Origin of the sequence: Parafrankia sp. FMc2, from assembly GCF_041008525.1 — a bacterium.
Taxonomy (GTDB): Bacteria; Actinomycetota; Actinomycetes; order Frankiales; family Frankiaceae; genus Parafrankia.
Window position 1 is genome coordinate 1 of sequence record NZ_JBFLUG010000149.1, and the last position, 16878, is coordinate 16878.

The window sequence follows — 16878 nt, forward strand, 5'->3', positions numbered from 1 at the left end:
GGCTCGAGATCCTCTGGCACTGCCTCACCAAAGGCGTGCTCTACGACGAGGCCACGCACGTCGCCAACCGCAACCGAGCCCTCGGACGCGCCGCCTGAAACCGTGGTTGACAGAGGGTGTCTCACGGCGGCCCCTCGGAGCCCTCGCCCAGCCCGGCCCCGGCCCCGGCCCCGATCTGACCGCCGGACCGCCGTGCGTCCAGCCACAGCCTGATGACGAGGGCGGCCGCACCTGCCAGGCCGATACCGCTGGCCGCGACGGCGGGATGCCACAGGTGCAGCCACACCATCGCCAGCGCGCAGACCGTCTCGATGGCCAGGCTGAAGGCGCAGGCAAGCGCGAGCCAGGCCATCGGGTCGCGCCGCGGCATCCAGGCGAGCACCGCGGCGCCGGGGAGCATCGCGGCGGTGACGAGCGCGGCCGCCGGGCGGGCCGGGCCGATGTATCCCGTCGCGACCATGGCCGCCGTCGCGACGGCCACGAGGAGCAGCCCCTGCTGCACCGCCCGGTCGAGTCGGGCGCTGGTCACGACGCGCCAGCCGTCCCCGCCGGGGCCGCCGTCCCCGGTCTGTGCAGGGGCCGCCGCCGGCGCAGGGACCGCTGCTGGTGCAGGGAGCGGGCATAGCAGACCGGGCCCAGGGCGAAGCCGAGCCACTCGCGGGCGGCCAGCGGGAGACCGACCGACGGCGCCCGGCCGCCGTTGTCCGGACGGCCTGCGCCGTCCACGGCACCGGCAATGGCACTGGTCGGGTGGCCTGTGCCGGCCGCGCCGCCGCGGGCGGTCAGCGCGCGCAGGTGTCCGGCCGCGGCCGGGATCTGGCGGATCATGCGGCGCCGGCTGCGCCGGTCGGAGAGGTGCTTGGTCAGGTAGGCGGACAGGCCCGTCCCGTACCCGAAGAGCTGGCGGCGCAGCGCGTCGAGATCGGTCCGGTGCCCGTGCCAGGCCACGGCGGACGGTTCGTAGGCAAGCGCGTGGCCGTCCAGCAGGACCCGCAGGAACAGGTCGAGATCCTCACCGCCGCGGGTCGGCGTGCCGGCGCCGAGGGCGGTGTCGAAGCCGCCGAGCCCGCGCAGCACCGCCGTCCGCACCGCGAAGCTCGCGCCGGTGCCCAGCAGCCCGGCGGCGAACGGATGGAGCACGGACGGCCCGGTGCGCGCGTCGTACACCCGCGGCCGGCAGCTGGTCCCCCAGCTGACCCGGGCATCGAAGTGGCGCTCGGCGGCAGTGTCCAGGGTGGCGGCGGGGACGAGACCGGTCACGCAGGCGACGTCCGCGCGGCGGGCGAAGCCGCGGGTGAGCCCCGCGACCCACCACGGATCGACGGCGACGTCGTCGTCGGTGAAGGCGATGATCGCTCCGCTGGCGGCGGCGAGCCCGCGGTTGCGCGCGTGGGAGAGACCGGGCCGGTCCTCCCGCACGTACCGGAAGCGCGGCTCGCGGCCGACGGTTCGCCGGAAGGCCTGCCAGGTCGACCTGTCGGACGGAGCATTGTCCACGATGATGATCTCCAGGTCCGGGTGCCGCAGTGCCCGCAGCCGCTCCAGGCAGCCCGCCAGCAGCTCGGCCCGGTTCCGGGTGCAGACGACGACGCTCACCCGCCCCTCGGCCGGGCCGGCGCCACCGTGGCGGGCGGCCGTGGTCAGCGGGCCGAGCCGGTCGACCTCCGCGCGCACCCGGGCCAGCTCGTCGGGCAGGTCGGTCACGACCGCGGACCACACCGCCTCCGGGTTGATCCCGCCGCCACCGCCGCCCGGAACCGCAGCGGTCGTTCCGGCCGTCGTTCCGGCCGTCGTTCCGGCCGTCGTTCCGGCCGGTGTGCCGGGCAGGTCGAGAACGACGAAACCGACGGGCACTCCCTGCCACCGTGCGAGGACCCGGGCCCGGTCGTATCCCGTCCGTGCCTCGTGGCCGCTCGGTGCCTCGTGGCCGGTGCCGAGCGGGCGGCGGGGCGCTCCGAGCGGATCGGCGAGCTCCATCTCACCCGTCCACACCGCCCCCTGGCGGTCGGTGGGCATGGCGGGGTCGCTGGAGGGCCGGGGGCCGAGGGGGCGGCCCTGGAGCCGGCCGCGGGCGTAGCCGGACGTGGTGAGCGCCAGGCCGGCGACAACCGCGGCGGCACGGCGCCGGTCGCCGTGCCGCCGCAGGTCCCGCGCGACGGCCCGCGGCAGCACCGAACGGACGTAGGCACGCTCGGAGGCGAGCCCTGTCGCCGCGCCGACCCGGCCGCTGACCATGGCCTTGGACAGGCCTTCGGCAAGGCAGCGGCTTCGGAAATAGCGCCAGGTGGCGCGGTTCGCCGCGATCTGGTGGGTCACGACCGCGTCCGGCACGTGGAGCACCGCGGCGCCGGGGATGTCGCGGCGGACGCGGATGTAGAACTCCGTCTCCTCGCAGCCGAGCGGTGTCGCGCCGAGGCGTCCCAACCCGTCGGTGAAGCCGGCCACGGCGGTCCAGGCGGATCGTCGCAGCGACATGGCCGCGCCGATCGGGTTGCGGATCGGCGCGATGCTGGTCGGCAGGCCCGGGTAGCTGCAGCCGACGACCCAGTCGAACTCCGGCGGGAACCAGCGGGGCCGGTCCCCGGGCCAGGCGGGCACGACGAGACCACCGGTTCCCTGCACCGCCGGGTCGGCGTACGGCCGGACGAGCCGCGCGAGCCAGTGCGCGTCGGCATGCGCGTCGTCGTCGAGGAACGCCACCACCTCGGACGTCGACCGCGCCACGCCGGTGTTCCGGGCGCCGGAGAGGCCTCGGGGACCCGTGTTGGCGATGACGTCGACGCCGGTGAAGGCGGCCCGGGCGCGGTGACGGAGAGCCTCGTTGTGGTCCGTCACGAGGATGATCTCGTCGGCGGGTGGCTGCTGGGCGACGATGCTCCCGACGGCCCGCTGGAGATCCACCCACCGGTCCTCGGTATAAGCGCAGATCACCACCGATACGGAAGTCGGCACGGTGCGGGGCGCGGTGTCGTGATGCGGGCCCGTCACGCGCGGCCCAGCCCGCTCCGGGCCACCCAGCCGTAGCTCGGTGCGTGCCGCGGCGCGGGAACGCGGGCCCCGCCGTGCGAGGCGGTCCACGGCCTGCGCGGGCGGGGGGCGGGCAGGGTGACGCTGGTCCGTGGTCGCGGCGTTCCCGAGCGCCGCCCCCATTCGGCCATGATCGTGCGCAGCACCCGCAGCCCGTCCGAGACCGCGTTGAGGTTGCTGGTGCCGTGGATCCGCGGATGTTCGAAGCTCGGTACCTCGACCACCCGCAGGCCCGCGTGGGCGACCCGCATGGTGATCAGCGTCTCGATCTCGAAGCCGTCCCCCCCACTGGCCCGGCGTGCCCGGGGCGCCGGGCTCGACGTCCAGCGCGGGGAGAACGTGGTGCCAGAAGGCGTTGTAGCCGTAGCAGAGATCGGAGTAGCGACTGCGCAGCAGCCCGTTGACCAGCCCGCTGAGGGCGAGGTTGCCGGTACGCCGCAGCGGCGTGATGTCGCTGCTGCCGCCGCCCGGCAGGAAGCGGGAGCCCTTCGCGAAGTCGGCGCCGGATCGCAGGACGTGAACGAAGTCGGCGATCTCGGTCGGGTCGGCGGAGCCGTCCGCGTCCAGCATCACGATGATGTCGCCGGTCGCGGCGGCGAAACCGCAGGCAAGTGCGTTGCCCTTGCCCCGGCGGGTCTGGCGCACCACGACGATGTCCGGCCGCAGCGACCTGGCGACGTCGACGGTGCCGTCGGTCGAGTGACCGTCCACCAGGACGACCTCCGCGTCGGCGGGTAGCCGCAGGAGGATGTGTGGCAGGTTTCGCGCTTCGTTGAGTGTCGGGACAACGATGCTGACAGCCGGCGCTTCGACCCGGGCGGTGCTCGTGGTCGGTGCCTGGTCGGTTGTCATTCCCCCCCCCTTGACGCTGGCCGCGGCAGCACGGCCTAGCTGGGTTGTCCGTGGATCTGGCCGGGTTGTCGGTGGATGTCGACGGCCTCGCCCGGCCAGCACGACATGGTGCGGAGCCACGTCGCGGCATGGCTCCGCACGGCGCGGCGCGGTCGCGATGGTGGTGGCGACGGGCGCGCGTCGGGATGGCCCCGGTGGGCGGGTGCGAGAGGTTCCGGCGTCGGCGTCGGCGTCGGTGGCGAGGGGCCGTGGCCGGCGGGGGCCGCGTGCCCGGTGTGCGTCAGCCGGCGCGTCCGGGTCTGGTCCGCGCCTGAGCAGAGACGAACGTAACCGCCCCGGCGAATGTGCAGGCTGCGTCGCGTTGGGTGATGGGCGCCGGGCGGTCACGCGGGCAGCCGGAGGCTGCGCAGGGCGATGCCCTGGCGACGGGGGCGGAGGCAGCGGCCTGGAACGGCGAACCGGGCGGAACGGAACGAGCAGTCACGTTCTGGTCGTCAGGGCGGCGGGTGGCCCCGGTGCCTACCCGGTCGACGTCGGTGCTGTGGCTCGGGGTGCCGGTGTTGCTACCGTCTGCGTTCGATGGTGTGGTGATGCAGGTCACGGTCTGGATGGTCGTGATCGTCCAGGCCGGATCGCGGGTCCCGGTCCCGGTTCCGATCGGGGCCGGGGCCGGGGCCGGGGTCGGGACCGGGGTCGAAGCGTCGGCCCACGTCGGGCAGTAGCCTCCCGCGGGTCGGGCGGCGTCGCGCGGTGCCGCCAGCCCGTCCCGAGCGGCGGGCTCGGCCGGCGAGGCTGATGAGCGTTCCGGCCATCGCGTCGGCCTGCGCGGCGAGGGTGTGATGCGCGACGACGCTGGCCCGGGCGCGGGCGCCGAGCAGCTCGGCGAGCGTCTGGTCGCCGAGCACTCTTGCGATACCAGCGCTGAGATCGTCGACGTCGTCCTGGCGGGCCAGCAGGCCGGTTGCGCCGTCCGTGATCACCTCGGGGATTCCCGATGTCGGGAAGGAGACCACCGGCCGGCCGCAGGCCTGCGCTTCCAGCACGCTCAGCGGCAGCCCTTCCAGACTGGAGGCGAGGACGAGGACGTCGCTGGCCCGCAGCAGATCGCCGATGTCGGACCGCGCGCCCAGGAAGACGACCCGGTCGCCGAGCAGTTCGGCGCCCAGCCGGCGCAGGGACGTCCCGGACGTCGGATCGAGGCTGGGGGCGCCCGCGACGGCCAGCCGGGTCGAGGCCAGGTGGTCGGGCAGCGCGGCCACCGCCCGGATCACCTTGTCGATGCCCTTGCGCGGGTCGAGCCGCGACATGGCCAGGACCAGCGGGGCAGCGGGGTTGGTGGACAGGCTGGCCCGCACACCGGGGTCCGCCGGGCCGGGAGACAGCGCATCGGTGTCGACGCCGTTGCGGATCACCACAGTGCGTCCGGCCGCCCAGCCGGGCAGCGAGGCCGCGACGGCGTCGCTGACGGCGACGGTGCGGGCTGCCGCCCGCACGGCCACGCCGCGCAGCCGTCCGATCAGGTCGGGTTCGTTCTCCTCGTGCAGGACGAGCAGCGCCGGCCGCCGGCACGCCGCCGAGGCGAGTGCGGCTTCGAGGTGGGACCAGTGGCTGTTCGCCTGCACGACGTCGACGCCGAGTCGGCCGGCGATCCGCGCCATCCGGGCCGCGGTGGCCGCGGTCCGGACCGCTTCGCGGGCGGCGAGCGGCGCGCTCGGGCGGCCGTCGGCGCGGCGCAACGCCCGGTTCGCCGGGACCGGCAGGACGACGTGCTCCCGGCCGGCGGCCCGCCAGGCCGCCGCCGTGGCACTGCCCGCCGGGGCGGCCAGGATCTGCTCGATCCCGCGCTGTTCCAGCAGCGGGGCGAGCCGCAGGACGAAGCGCTGGGCACCCCAGAGGCCTTCGCCCTGCTCGATGATGAGGACCCGCGCGACCGGCTGCCTGTCCACCCCGGCGACGTTACGTCACGTCACTCGACGTGTCCTCTCGGTTATGGAGGGCGAGGGGGTGCGCAGCTGCCACGCGGGCCGGCCGGGGCGGCGGGACATCGCCGGAACGGCGGCGACGAACCGCCCGAGCAGGAGTGCCAGCGCCCAACCCGCCACCCCGTAGGCGGAGGCCGTCGCCGGGAGAACGGCGGCGAGGGTGACGAGACCCGCCAGGGCTCCGACGGCGCGTGGCCGGGTCCGGCCGGCCCCGGGCTCCGCGGCCGTCACCGCATCGATCACCACGATCAGCAGCAGCAGCCGGCAGCAGGCGGTCCCCGCGGCGACGTGTTCCGGGCCGAGGGCGGCCCACGGCAGCGGTGCGGCCACCAGCGCCACGGCGACTCCCGGCAGCACCGCGGGCCCGTGCCCCTCGACCAGCCGGCCGAGGGCCAGGATGACGAACACGGCCAGCGCGAACGCGCCCGAGGCGGCGTCCGCCTGACGGCCGACCAGGAGCAGGACGAGCGCGGTGGCGGCCATCGGCCAGACCGCGCCGCCGGCCAGGAGCCGCCCCGCGGCGGCCCGTCCCGCCACGACCGGCCCCGCCGGGACCCGCAACGGGTGGGGCCGGGCTGCCCGGGCCCGTCCTGCCGGGCTCCTTGTCCGCGAGGGGAGTGCCGGCGCGGGGAACGACGCTGGCCGCTGGGCCGCGTTGGACTGCCAGAGCAGCCACCCGCACCGTGGGCCGGCCGCCAGCGCGACCGGGGCCAGCCAGGCGAGCAGAGCCAGATGCGCCTGGCTCGCGCCGGTGTCGCTGAGGGCGATGATCGTGCCCAGTCGGGCGAGGCCGACCGCCGCGCCACCGAGTGCCTCGGCCCCCAGCCGGTCGCGGGGGCCGGTCGGCCCGGCCGGCCCCCGCGGCAAGCCCTGCCACAGGCTTCCGCTGGCCGCGGCCAGCGGAAGAAGAATGAGGAAGCCGGGACTCACGCTGAGAAAGGCGAGGCCGGGAATCAGCCAGCCGCTCGCTCCGGCGAGCAGCGCGGCGCCGCAGGCAGCCAGCAGGCCCGCGCGTAGCCGCCGGTGCGCGCCGGCGCCGGCGGTGGCATCCCGCGCGAGCTGCACGACGAGCCAGACACCCAGCGCCGCGGCGGTGTCGACCGCGAGGACCGGGGCTGGCACCCGGTGCGCCGCGAAACCCCAGAAGGCGGCGGCGAGCAGCAGGGCCGCCACCTGGGAGGTGACGGCCACCGTTCGGCTCGCCGCGGCGGTCCGACTGGCCCGCGAGACCCGGGCGGGCCAGTCGGCGCGAGCCGCGTGCTCCGTCCAGTCCGCGGTGCCGGCCCAGTCGGCGTTCCCGGTCCAGGCCGCGTGCCAGGCCCAACCGGCGCTCAGGTCCCGGTCAACGCCCGCGTCACCGTGTGTGGCGGCGCCGGTGGGCCGGCCCGCGCTCACCTTCCCTCCGGTGCGGGTCTCCCGGCCGGTGCGGGCCTCTCCGGCCGTGCGGGCCTCTCCGACTGTGCCGGTGTCTCCGACTGTGCCGGTGTCTCTGTTCGCGCCTGCATCCCCGCTTGTGCCTGCTTCTCTGGCTGTGCCGGTGGCCCGGGTGCGGCCGGTGCTCTCGATCAGGTCCGCGCGGCAGGTCGGATCCGCGGGCCCGGTCGGCTCCATGGGGGCTGTCGGGGTTGTCGGATCCACCGGCCCGCGCCGCCGGCCTGCCGCCGGAGTGCTCACTGCTGTAGACGTCCGGGCCGGTCCGACGCGGGCAGGTGCGTTCCCTCCGCGGCGCGTGGCGCGAAGCGCGGGCGGTAGGCGGCGCTGAGCCGAGCCGGGATACGTGCGCCGATCGTGGAGGGGACGAGCCGGAAGCGCGACGCCGGCTGGACCGTGCGCGGCAGCGTGCGGCCGATGCCGTTCAGCCAGGCGCGCACCCGGTGGTCGGCGAGGCCACCGTCGACGGTCAGCCGGGTGAGTGCGAACGGATCGTCGCCCGGATGCGACAGCGCCTCCCCGACGGCGCAGGCGGCGCTGTAGCCGGCGGCGATCACGAGCTGGCGGACGGTCGGGTCCCACCCGCCGCGCGGGTAGGCGAACGACCGCGGCTCGTCGCCGGTGATGGCGGCCAGCCGTCGCCGACCCAGAGTGATCTCCGCGGTCACGTCGGAGCGGTGCAGCTCGTCGAGTCGCCGGCCGCTGTGGCCGCTCGCGCCGATCTCGACGCCCAGTTCGTGCAGGCGGCGGACCTCTGCCTCGGTGAGCATGCCGGGCGCCCCGAGCCGGGAGGTGGTCACGAAGACGGTCGCTGCCAGGCCCCGCTCGGCCAGCTCGCGCGCGGCGACGAAGGTCGCCGCCCGGTCGCCGTCGAAGGTCACGACGAGCGCGTCGGCCGGTGCTTCGGCGGAGCGCAACGCCGCGCAGTACTCGGAGACGGTCATGAACCGGCGGTTGGATCGCTGGATCATGCGCCGGTGCCGGGCGAACACGGCCGGGGTGACGGTCGATCGGCGCGGGACGTGCCCGGTGGGATCGGCGGCCACGTCGTAGCGGAGGATCGGGACCGGCTGCGGCCGGCCGGCCGTGCCGGCGCGGCCGCGGTGCCGGGTGCTCACCGGCGCGGGCTGTGCGGGCTGTGCGGGCCCGACGTTGTCCGGGCCTTCCTTGAATTCTTTGCACTCAGCTGTGGTGACGGATTGTGGGGAAGACACTATCGCCCCTCCAGCGGTCCCCGGGCCGCCCGTTCTCACCGGGTCGGCTCATATCGCGGAAAGTAACCGGTTGGCGTCCTGCGGAATCTAGCATGGGTGATTGCTGGGTGTAGCGACGCCGTTACGGCTGGCGGATCTGTGTCAAGAGGTGAGCGGAAAATGAAAGGTCATCGACGGCTCTTCCGTGCGGGACTTCGGAGCCATTCGCCTGTCCTGGCCCGCCTCTGGTGTGTCCGCATTCTTGCAAGTTAGATCATCTTGTTTCGTTAACTCTGTGCCGCATGGCGGCCGGAGAGCCGGGATGACCCCGCCGTCGCCGTATCCGCTGTGGAGCACGGACGCCGTCACCTCTGCCGCGGATCTCCGCTGTGACTCGCGGCGCGGCGCGCGTCAGCGCACGCCGACACCAGCACCTGACACCGGCTCGTGGGGCTGAGGCCGGTAGCGGTGCCAGGTGGACGGGCCGGACGGTCGTGTCGCACGGATTGCCGGCGGCTCAGGCGACCGGCGACAGCGCCGGAGCGGCGCTATGTCACGGCCACCGCCGACGCCTGCCGGCAGGAAGCGGCTAGGGCGGGGGTGCTCCCGCCCGCCCGAAACGGCGCTGAAGGCGCGTGAACCGCGGACACGCGCATTTGCCGCAGTCGCTTCCCGGTCGGTAATGCCGGTGCAAATCATCTCGGTGGCCGCACCGGCACGTACGCCACCAGGAGCGCGGGGCGCGACCCTGGAAATTCGGCGTGTTGGTGAGCACGGACTGACAGTACCCCACGGATCAGCCCAACCGATTGTTGTGCTGCCTACCCTCGGGTGCCCAATGGTGGTGGAGGACCGTCCTGGCCTGAGGAAAGCCCGAGAGTGCTAACCCGTGAACAATCTGGACGAATCGTTCCGGTGGCGCCTTGGTGTGTGTCCCCGGTCGCGGAAACTCCCTGCTCGACGCCGGTGTGGAACTGGGCGGAACGGTGCGGCTGGCGCACACTCCGGGCTCGGGCGACCCTGGCGGCGGAGTAGCCCTCCGGGACGGGAGGGTTTGGCCCTGGCCCGGCGCGGGGACGGGTTGACGCCGGCCGCGGGACGGGAGAGGCCGGCAGAGGGGACGGGGAGGCTACAGCGGCCGGCGGCGGCGGGCCGCCGCGGACTGGGCGAGCGAGCGCTGCCGCTCGCGGCGGGCGACCTGCGCGCGCCGGCCACGCACCGCGGCCAGCACCGCGACCAGGATGACCGCGGCGAGCAGCACCGGAGCGTGCAGGATCATCTCGGAGCCGATGTCGATCATGCGGTTGCGCAGCCCGGAGCTGCCATCACCGGCCGCGGGGTTCAGGAAGCCCACAATGACAGTGATCAGTGCGTAGGCGAGCGGCGGCATGATCACGACGCCGATCAGATCGTCGACGTGGACCCGCGCGATCGCCAGCACACACGAGACCACGAAGAGGACCCCGAAGACATACCGGAGATTGTCGAAGAGCAGCGAATCGACAACAGCGCCGACGCTGCCGGCAATGACCACGAGCAGCGCCGCGCCCAGCGCGGTGAGCCCGCGCCGGGTTCCAGTGACGACTGTCGTGCGTTCCGGTGCGCCGGCGCGTGGGCGTGGGCGCGGGTTGGGCGGGTACGCGTCATCCGGCGCGCGGCCGCGGCCGGGCCTGCCGGGCGATCCGGCGGACTGCCGGTGAGGCGGCGTACTCACCAGGGCAAGGTACCGCCCCGACATTGCGACTGCGTCAGGGCGATGGGCCGGAGAACGAACGCGTCCTGGTCACTGCACTTTGGGCATGCCTTTATGCACGATGCGCTACCAATTGCCGCGGCGCGCGAGTCCAGGGCGGGCGCGTCCCGCGCGGGTGCGTCGGTTGCGCGGGATGGCGCGGGTCCGCGCGGGTCCGCGCGGCTGACCGTGCGGAAGCGGCCCGCTCCACCGGGTCGTGGGCGAGTGCGCCGCGTCGCGCGACGCCTGGACCGGATCGGACGATGCCCCGGCCGGGGGTCGCCGTCGACACTTTCCGTGACCACGCCGGTTGCGCCGGGAAGAAGGTGTACCCGAATGGACCGATGGTGCCGCCGCCGGGCACCCGGGTCGCGATGCGACCGTCCCGCCCGGGGCCGCCGCGGCCCGGCCGCTGTACCGCACCGGCGGCGGTGACCGGGGCGATCACCCGTAGACTGCTCGGTCATGGGTCTGTCGATCGGCATCGTCGGGTTGCCCAACGTGGGCAAGTCCACGCTGTTCAACGCCCTCACCCGCAACGAGGTCCTGGCGGCCAACTACCCGTTCGCGACGATCGAGCCCAACGTGGGTGTCGTCGGCGTCCCGGACCCGCGGCTGGCGAAGCTGGGCGAGATGTACTCCAGTGCGCGGGTCGTGCCCGCCACGGTGAGCTTTGTCGACATCGCCGGCCTGGTCAGGGGCGCGTCGGAGGGACAGGGCCTGGGTAACCGCTTCCTGGCCAACATCCGTGAGTCGGACGCGGTCTGCCAGGTGGTCCGGGTCTTCTCGGATCCCGACGTGGTCCATGTCGAGGGCAACGTCGACCCGGCGTCCGACATCGAGACCATCAACACCGAGCTGGTGTTGGCCGATCTGCAGACCATCGGTGCCCGGCTGCCGAAGCTGGAGAAGGAAGCACGGCTCGACCGCGCGAAGCAGCCGCTGCTGGCCGCGATGAAGGTGGCCCACGAGGTTCTCGACGCGGGCCGCCCGCTGTCCAGCGAGCCGTCGGTCGACCGGGCCGCACTGCGGGAGCTGTTCCTGCTCACCGCGAAGCCGTTCCTCTACGTCTTCAACGTCGACGAGGACGTCCTGGCGGACCCCGGCCGGCACAAGGAGCTCGCCGAGCTCGTGGCTCCGGCCGACGCGATCGTCCTCTGCGCGAAGGTCGAGGCCGAGCTGATCGAGCTTCCCGAGGAGGACGCCACCGAGCTGCTGGCGTCCCTCGGGCAGGAGGAGAGCGGGCTGGCGCAGCTGGCCCGCATCGGTTTCCACACCCTCGGGCTGCAGACGTTCCTCACGGCCGGCCCGAAGGAGTCCCGCGCCTGGACGATCGCGGCCGGCGCCACCGCGCCCGAGGCCGCCGGCGCGATCCACAGCGACTTCCAGCGTGGCTTCATCAAGGCCGAGATCGTGTCCTACGACGACCTGATGGCGGGCGGCTCGATGGCGGCGGCCCGTGCCGCCGGCCGCGTCCGCATGGAGGGCAAGGACTACGTGATGACCGACGGCGACATCGTCGACTTTCGCTTCAACGTCTGACCGCGGGCGGCTGCCCGGCGGCGAAGGCGCCGGCGGCGTCCCAGCCGAGCACGCGGGTCTCACCCGGAGCCAGCGCGGCACGCACCTTGTTCCCGTCGGCGCTCCCAGCGCCGCCGGCGCCGCTGCCAGTGCTCGTCGGGTCCGTGGTGTTGTCGTCCGTCGTGGGTGTGCCCTTCCTGGCGGCGTCCTTCTCGGCTCTGTCGGTCAGGTACCCCGTCCGGCCGCGACAGCCGGCCGTTGGGTGTGAAGCAGCAGGTGGGCCGCACGGGGAAGGATGGAGACGGCTGCCTCCGCCGGTCCGCGGCGCCCGGTGGCCTTCCACAGGGTGGCGGCGGCCAGAGCCACCAGGATCTGCAGCACGTACGACCTGGTCGGGTCCGTGGGCAGTACGTCCGTGGACATCGCCACCACGTGCAGCGCGTAGAAGGTGAGGGTCATCGCGCCGAGAGCCGCGACGGGGCGGGTCAGCGGGACGTGGGCGACCAGCAGCGCCAGCCCGAGCAGCGCCAGCGCCGTCCCGGTGGTGTGCGCCAGGTCGAACGGCGTCGTGGAGTGCGGTGTGTCGACCGCCAGCCACCAGGCGGTGTCCGTCGGTGTCGTCCCGTAGAGGCCCGAGTCGATGAACCAGCCCTGTGGCAGGCTTCCCACCCCGGAGATCACGGCCGGGTCACCGAGCTCGCCGCTTCCGCCGAGTGGCCCGAGCAGCAGCCAGGACGTTCCGCTGGCCACGGCCGCGAGCAGCAGGCCGCCGGCGAACAGCCGCCCCGCGACCGCGCGTGAGCGCAGGTCCGCGTGGGCCACGGCCATACCGGCGCAGAGGTAGCCCAGCCAGGCGAGGGCGGGGTAGACCCCGCTGACGGTGAGCTTCGCCAGCAGATGGCCCGGTTCCGCCAGGTCGTCGAACCTCGGCGAGGACAGGTCCGAGGCGGGCAGGTCGTCCCGGACGGCCTGGCTGACGGCCGGCACCGCGGTCATCGCCAGCACGGCGACCGTCACCAGGACCGGGACGGACGCTCGCAGCAGCGGCAGTGCCAGCACGAACAGCAGCGCGTAGTAGACCAGGATCACCGCGATGCCCGAATCGGCGTAGGCGAGTGCCAGCCCGATCACGCCGACACCGAGCGCGCGCAGGAAGACCGTGAGGCGGGCCTCGGCCGCGGTCCGCCGGCGGGTGGACAACACGAGGGCCACCCCGGCGAGGACGGCGAACGCCGCGGCGGATCGTCCCGCGGCGAGAGTGAACGCGGGCGAGGCCGCCGGATCGTCCGACTCGGTGTCGGTGAAAGCGGGGTAGACGTGGGTCGCAACCATGCCGATCAGTGCGACGCCCCGGGCGAGGTCGACCCCGGTGATCCGCCTGGACCCGGGCTGGCTCGAATCGTCCATGCCCTCCAGGGTCGCAGCATGTGGGACTCCCGGAGTGGGCGACCGGCCGCGTAAGGTGCGGTTCGTCCCGGGGGGAACGGCGAAGCGGAACGGGTGACGCACAGATGATCTGTCATCTGGTGGGGCGGGACGAGTGGGCGTCCGGAGCGGGCAGCTACCGTCCCGCGAGCCTCGACACCGAGGGCTTCATCCACTTCTCTGCCCCGGAGCGGCTGCTGGAGACGGCAAATCTGTACTACGCGGGTCGCTCTGACCTGCTGCTGGTTGTCGTGGACCCGCAGCGGCTGTCCGCCCCGCTCCGCTGGGAGCCGGCCGCCGGGCCAGCGGACCGCGGTGAGGTGTTGTTCCCGCACCTGTATGGCCCGATCGACCCGGGGGCGGTGCTGGCGGTGACGCCGATCCCGTGCGGGCCGGGCGGCGCCTTCACGGCGATGCCCGTCCTGTAGCCCGGAACAGATGCCGGCTCGGAGCGCGACGCCGGTTCGGAGCGCGAGGCCGGTTCAGAACGTGATGCCGGTTCAGAACGTGATGCCGGCGGAGCGCAGGATCGCCGAGATCCGGCGCGCGAGCTCCACGTCGAGCTCGGTCACCCCGCCGGCGGAGTGGGTCCAGACGGTGAAGGTCGTGCTGCCCGGGCCGTGCTCCACGACCGGGTGATGATCCATCTCGTCCGCTGCGCGCATCACCTCGTCGACGACGGCGGTCGCCTCCTCTCCATCCACGAGGATCTCCAGGCGGATCCGGTCGGCGTCGCCGATCCAGCCCGGGAGGGCCTCCAGGGAGGTGGCGACAGCGCTGTTGTCCAGTCGTGTGGGCATCCGGGACTCCTCGGTGAGCAGTGATCCGTGTGAGGCGAACGGTGGCCTCGTGTGTGATCCGTGGCCGTCCGGCTGCGTTGTGACCGGTCCCGCACCTCGCGCGGATCGTGCCACCCGCGGGCCGGCTCCGCCAGATCCACACGCGGCGTCCGGCGTCCGGCGTCCGGTGGGCGGTGGGCGGTCAGCGGTGGGAGGGCCCGGCGGCGTTCAGGCCCGCCCGGCTCTGGGAGAGTCCGGACCGTGGTCGGCACACCGGAGGAAGCACAGGGGCGTCCCGGCGAACCGGGGCGGCTGGTCGTCGCGATCGCGCTGGTCGACGCCGCCCGGCGGGTCCTGGCCGCCCGGCGGACGTCCCCGCCGGAGCTCGCCGGGCTGTGGGAGTTCCCCGGCGGGAAGGTCGAGCCGGGGGAGGACGAGCTCGCGGCGCTGCGCCGGGAGTGCCGCGAGGAGCTCCGGGTGGAGATCGAGACCGGCCGCCTGTTCGGGGAGATCGAGCTGCCCCGGCCGGGGTGGCGGATGCGGCTGTGGCTGGGCCGGGTGAGCGGCGGCACACCGGTCGCCGTCGAGCACGGCGCGCTGCGCTGGCTGGGTGTGGACGAACTCGACGACGTGCCCTGGATCCCCGCGGACGCCCCGCTCGTCGACGCGTTGAGGGCCGAGCTCGCCGATCCGGTGGATCCGGTGGACGGTTCGTGGGCACGGTGACGGTCCGCCGCGCGCGCTGTGTCGTGGCGAGTCCGTACCATGGAGACGGACCGCGGCGGTGCGGACGTCGTACACCCGGGCGGGGCCACCCGCTAGGCGGCGCGCCGAAGATCGCGGTCCTTCCATCTGACGAACCGTTTCGGGGTCCAAGGTTCGAGCCCTGAAGCCCCACGTTTCCCCGGAGCTCACCACCGTGCCCGTACGCGCTGACCTTCGCAATGTCGCCATCATTGCCCACGTTGACCATGGCAAGACAACTCTCGTGGACGCGATGCTCCGGCAGTCCGGCGCGTTCGGAGAGCGCGGTGAGGCCACCGATCGGGTCATGGACTCGATGGACCTCGAACGCGAGAAGGGCATCACCATTCTCGCGAAGAACACCGCGGTACGTTTCGGCGACGTCACCATTAACATCATCGATACTCCCGGCCACGCCGACTTCGGCGGCGAGGTCGAGCGGGGTCTCGCGATGGTCGACGGCGTGCTGCTGCTGGTGGACGCGAGCGAGGGCCCGCTGCCGCAGACCCGCTTCGTGCTGCGCAAGGCGCTCGCCGCGCGCAAGCCCGTCGTCCTGGTCATCAACAAGGTCGACCGGTCGGACGCGCGCATCAGCGAGGTCGTCGACGAGGCCTACGAGCTGTTCCTCGACCTCGACGCCGACGAGGACCAGATCGACTTCCCGATCGTCTACTGCAACGCCAAGGCCGGCCGGGCGTCCATCACCCGTCCCGAGAACGGCCAGAGCCCGGACTCGCCGGACCTCAAGCCGCTGTTCGACCTGCTGCTGGAGACGATGCCCGCCCCGTCGTACGTCGAGGGCGCGCCGCTGCAGGCGCTGGTCACGAACCTCGACGCCTCGCCCTACCTGGGCCGCCTCGCGCTGTGCCGGGTGCACAACGGGACGATCACGCGCGGCCAGGCCGCGACCCTGTGCCGGGTGGACGGCAGCCAGCAGCGGGTGAAGATCACCGAGATGCTGATGACGGAGGCGCTCGAGCGGGTACCGGCCGAGGAGGCCGGCCCCGGCGACATCATCGCCATCGCCGGCATCCCCGACATCATGATCGGCGAGACGCTGGCCGACACCGAGGATCCCCGCCCGCTTCCGGTGATCACGGTGGACGAGCCGTCCATCAGCATGACCATCGGCGTGAACACCTCGCCGCTGGCCGGCAAGTCCGGCAAGAAGATGACCGCGCGCCTGCTGAAGAACCGGCTGGACGCCGAGCTGGTCGGCAACGTGTCCATCCGGGTGCTGCCGACCGAGCGTCCCGACACCTGGGAGGTGCAGGGCCGGGGCGAGCTGGCGCTCGCCATCCTCGTCGAGCTGATGCGCCGCGAGGAGTTCGAGCTGACGGTCGGCAAGCCCCAGGTGGTCACCAGGGAGGTCGACGGGAAGATCCACGAGCCCGTCGAGCGGTTGACGATCGACTCTCCCGAGGAGTACCTCGGGGTCCTGACCCAGCTGCTGGCGCTGCGCAAGGGCCGGCTGGAGCAGATGGTGAACCACGGCACCGGCTGGATCCGGCTGGAGTACCTGGTGCCTGCCCGTGGCCTCATCGGGTTCCGCACCGAGTTCCTGACCGAGACCCGCGGTACCGGCCTGCTGCATCACGTCTTCGACCGGTACGAGCCCTGGTTCGGCGAGCTGCGCACCCGTCCGACCGGTTCGATGGTCGCCGACCGATCCGGCGTCGCCACCGCGTACGCCCTGTTCAACCTGCAGGAGCGCGGCACGATGTTCGTCGCGCCGACGACCGAGGTCTACGAGGGCATGATTGTCGGTGAGAACTCCCGGGCCGACGACATGGACGTCAACCCGACCAAGGAGAAGAAGCTCACCAACATGCGGTCCTCGACCGGCGACGAGCTGGTCCGGCTCTCGCCGCACCGGCAGCTCTCGCTGGAGCAGGCGCTGGAGTTCTGCCGCGAGGACGAGTGCGTCGAGGTGACCCCGGCGACGGTGCGGCTGCGCAAGGTCGCGCTGACCGCGTCGGAGCGGGAGAAGCTGCGCTCGCGCCGCCGCACCGGCTGACGGCGCCGGCCAGCACCGCACCGCACGCGCCGCAGCGGGCCTACCCACCTAGTGCAGCCGCGCGTAAGTCTTGCTGGCTTGGTTGGTGGTCATTCGGTCCAGGCGGTGGGGTCGCTGGCGTAGAGCCCGCAGGCGCAGTCGAGGGCCTGTTCGGGGGTGCCGGTGGGTTGCCCGT

The 16878-nt window shown here is 73.5% G+C and carries 12 protein-coding genes and 1 pseudogene; 4 read left to right on the forward strand and 9 right to left on the reverse strand.

Going from position 1 to position 16878, the window contains the following annotated elements; all coding sequences use genetic code 11:
- Positions 1–121: 121 nt before the first annotated feature.
- The 7 genes and pseudogenes from AB1460_RS30615 to AB1460_RS30645 form a co-directional block, all read right to left on the reverse strand.
- Entirely contained in the window at positions 122–529 is a 408-nt protein-coding gene (locus AB1460_RS30615; RefSeq protein WP_368965563.1) for a hypothetical protein, read from the reverse strand.
- On the reverse strand, positions 526–3078 hold the full coding sequence (locus AB1460_RS30620; RefSeq protein WP_368965564.1) for a glycosyltransferase family 2 protein: 2553 nt from the start codon (positions 3076–3078) through the stop codon (positions 526–528). Before AB1460_RS30620 ends, AB1460_RS30615 begins: the two co-directional genes overlap by 4 nt.
- Positions 2985–3879, reverse strand: a pseudogene (locus tag AB1460_RS30625) (glycosyltransferase family 2 protein). Before AB1460_RS30625 ends, AB1460_RS30620 begins: the two are co-directional and overlap by 94 nt.
- A gap of 563 nt (positions 3880–4442) precedes the next feature.
- Positions 4443–5825 carry a glycosyltransferase family 4 protein gene (locus AB1460_RS30630; RefSeq protein ID WP_368965565.1) on the reverse strand — a complete coding sequence of 461 codons (1383 nt, stop codon included), beginning with the start codon at positions 5823–5825 and terminating at the stop codon, positions 4443–4445.
- A 15-nt stretch (positions 5826–5840) separates the two neighbouring features.
- Positions 5841–7256, reverse strand: coding sequence for a hypothetical protein (locus AB1460_RS30635; RefSeq protein ID WP_368965566.1), 1416 nt, complete (start codon positions 7254–7256; stop codon positions 5841–5843).
- Between the two features lie 275 nt (positions 7257–7531).
- The gene (locus AB1460_RS30640) at positions 7532–8506 is read right to left on the reverse strand and encodes a polysaccharide deacetylase family protein (protein WP_368965567.1); all 975 of its coding nucleotides are present in this window, start codon (positions 8504–8506) and stop codon (positions 7532–7534) included.
- Positions 8507–9614: 1108 nt separating this feature from the next.
- The gene (locus tag AB1460_RS30645; protein ID WP_420497419.1) at positions 9615–10223 is read right to left on the reverse strand and encodes a DUF6542 domain-containing protein; all 609 of its coding nucleotides are present in this window, start codon (positions 10221–10223) and stop codon (positions 9615–9617) included.
- Positions 10224–10682: 459 nt separating this feature from the next.
- Between AB1460_RS30645 and ychF the strand changes: the two genes are divergently transcribed.
- Positions 10683–11759: a redox-regulated ATPase YchF gene (ychF, locus tag AB1460_RS30650; RefSeq protein WP_368965569.1), complete on the forward strand. Its 1077-nt coding sequence runs from the start codon at positions 10683–10685 to the stop codon at positions 11757–11759.
- Between the two features lie 204 nt (positions 11760–11963).
- Here the strand turns inward: ychF and AB1460_RS30655 are convergent, their stop codons facing one another.
- Positions 11964–13145, reverse strand: a complete 1182-nt coding sequence (locus AB1460_RS30655) for a heparan-alpha-glucosaminide N-acetyltransferase domain-containing protein (protein WP_368965570.1) — start codon at positions 13143–13145, stop codon at positions 11964–11966.
- Positions 13146–13249: 104 nt separating this feature from the next.
- Here AB1460_RS30655 and AB1460_RS30660 point away from each other — a divergent pair, with 104 nt between their 5' ends.
- Entirely contained in the window at positions 13250–13591 is a 342-nt protein-coding gene (locus tag AB1460_RS30660) for a DUF952 domain-containing protein (protein WP_368965571.1), read from the forward strand.
- 72 nt (positions 13592–13663) lie between these two features.
- Here AB1460_RS30660 and AB1460_RS30665 read toward each other — a convergent pair whose 3' ends face one another.
- Entirely contained in the window at positions 13664–13963 is a 300-nt protein-coding gene (locus tag AB1460_RS30665) for a 4a-hydroxytetrahydrobiopterin dehydratase (protein WP_368965572.1), read from the reverse strand.
- Between the two features lie 240 nt (positions 13964–14203).
- Between AB1460_RS30665 and AB1460_RS30670 the strand changes: the two genes are divergently transcribed.
- Together AB1460_RS30670 and typA are read left to right on the forward strand one after the other, a co-directional pair.
- Positions 14204–14668 carry a (deoxy)nucleoside triphosphate pyrophosphohydrolase gene (locus AB1460_RS30670; RefSeq protein WP_368965573.1) on the forward strand — a complete coding sequence of 155 codons (465 nt, stop codon included), beginning with the start codon at positions 14204–14206 and terminating at the stop codon, positions 14666–14668.
- Positions 14669–14861: 193 nt separating this feature from the next.
- Positions 14862–16703 (forward strand): translational GTPase TypA, encoded by a 1842-nt coding sequence (typA, locus tag AB1460_RS30675; RefSeq protein ID WP_026310526.1) that lies wholly within the window; start codon positions 14862–14864, stop codon positions 16701–16703.
- The last annotated feature ends 175 nt before the right edge of the window (positions 16704–16878 follow it).